The organism is Companilactobacillus halodurans (assembly GCF_009600985.1).
Classification (GTDB): domain Bacteria; phylum Bacillota; class Bacilli; order Lactobacillales; family Lactobacillaceae; genus Companilactobacillus; species Companilactobacillus halodurans.
This window is the reverse complement of the sequence record NZ_VDFP01000151.1, coordinates 1-1,346: the sequence shown is the minus strand read 5'-3', so window position 1 is coordinate 1,346 and position 1,346 is coordinate 1. Positions and strand designations below refer to the sequence as shown.

Below are 1,346 nucleotides of genomic sequence, written 5' to 3'. Positions count from 1 at the left end.
ACTTGGCTAATTTGAATCGCTTAAATTTAAAAGTAGTACATTTTGAAAATGATAGTCTCAAGGATGTTAGCTTTAATGAGAATAAGTTATCAAAAACTATTTTTAAAAATTGTGATTTAAATGAAATGATTAGTATGCGGACAGCTTTAAAGGGGATTGATTTCAGTGACTGTCATTTTGAAACAATTGATTTAGATCAAAACTTTATTCGAGGTTTGAAAGTAAATTCTGAACAGGCAGCTTTTTTGGCAAGCTACTTTATAGGAGTAAAGGTGTCTTATTAAGTTTTTTCTAAGTAATTATATGAAGTTTACCCTTAGAAAGGTGACTTTATTTTTTTGCTATTTCAGTTGACAAATGTAAACTTTAAGAATAAAGTAATAAACGTAGATTACATTTGTAAACGTAATTGAGGAGGAAAATTATGACAAGGATTTTAGTGTTAATTGTAGGATTGGTACTTATCGGTTTTATACTTTGGTGGTTCTTCGGCAATCATCAAGTAGCTAGTGCCACGGCCGATGTGACTGATAATAATCAAAGCGTGGATATCGAGGTCAATGGGGGATATTCACCTGAAGTAGTTACTTTGAAAAAAGGTGTTCCAGCAACGATTAACTTTACTAGAAAAGATGCATCAAGTTGCTTGGATCGAGTAGTTTTTTCTGATTTTGGTATTAATAAAGAATTACCACAAAATGAAAAACAAACTATCAAGATTGATACCAACAAATCAGGTGAATTTCAATGGGCCTGCGGTATGGATATGTTCCATGGCAAATTAATTATTAAATAGGAGATAAACGATTATGGTTGAGAAGGTACAAAAGGTTAACGTTACAGTTGCAGGAGGTTACCAACCTCAAGTTATAAACTTAAAACAAGGGGCTCCGGCAGAAATTACATTTACAAGAACTAATGAGCAGGGATGTTTAGATGTTGTTCATTCTCAAGAATTGGGCTTTGAAAAACAATTACCACTGAATAAGGCTCAAACTGTGAAAGTTTCAACTGATAAAACCGGTGAATTTGATTTTAGTTGTGGAATGGATATGTTTAAAGGAAAGGTAGTGATCAAATGACAATTACTAAACGATTCTGGATATCTTTGATTTTTTCACTACCGATGCTAATAGGTATGATCTTGATGCCTTTTGGAATCATGATTTCTGGTGGTGAGTGGACACAGTTTGTTTTGACAACTATTGTTATGGCAGTAGCTGCACGACCATTTTTGCAAAGTGCATGGGCATCATTTAAGAAACATCATTCTAATATGGATACGTTGGTTGCTATTGGAACTGCTACAGCATATATTTACAGTATTTATGCAATGTTTACTAATC

General features: G+C 33.1%; 2 protein-coding genes and 2 pseudogenes. All 4 read left to right on the top strand.

Features of this window, described 5'->3' with window-relative positions; genetic code table 11:
• A pseudogene (locus FHL06_RS13190) lies at window positions 1–284 on the top strand (pentapeptide repeat-containing protein); the annotation flags it as partial.
• Between the two features lie 140 nt (window positions 285–424).
• Entirely contained in the window at window positions 425–796 is a 372-nt protein-coding gene (locus FHL06_RS13185) for a cupredoxin domain-containing protein (RefSeq protein ID WP_153387069.1), read from the top strand.
• Window positions 797–809: 13 nt separating this feature from the next.
• Window positions 810–1,082, top strand: coding sequence for a cupredoxin domain-containing protein (locus tag FHL06_RS13180; RefSeq protein WP_119325477.1), 273 nt, complete (start codon window positions 810–812; stop codon window positions 1,080–1,082).
• Window positions 1,079–1,346, top strand: a pseudogene (locus tag FHL06_RS13175) (heavy metal translocating P-type ATPase); the annotation flags it as partial. The gene FHL06_RS13180 and the pseudogene FHL06_RS13175, both read left to right, overlap by 4 nt.

Coding starts and splice junctions, on each gene's coding strand:
- FHL06_RS13180 (WP_119325477.1), top strand. CDS start 810: ATGGTTGAGAAGGTACAAAAGGTTAACGTTACAGTTGCAGGAGGTTAC.
- FHL06_RS13185 (WP_153387069.1), top strand. CDS start 425: ATGACAAGGATTTTAGTGTTAATTGTAGGATTGGTACTTATCGGTTTT.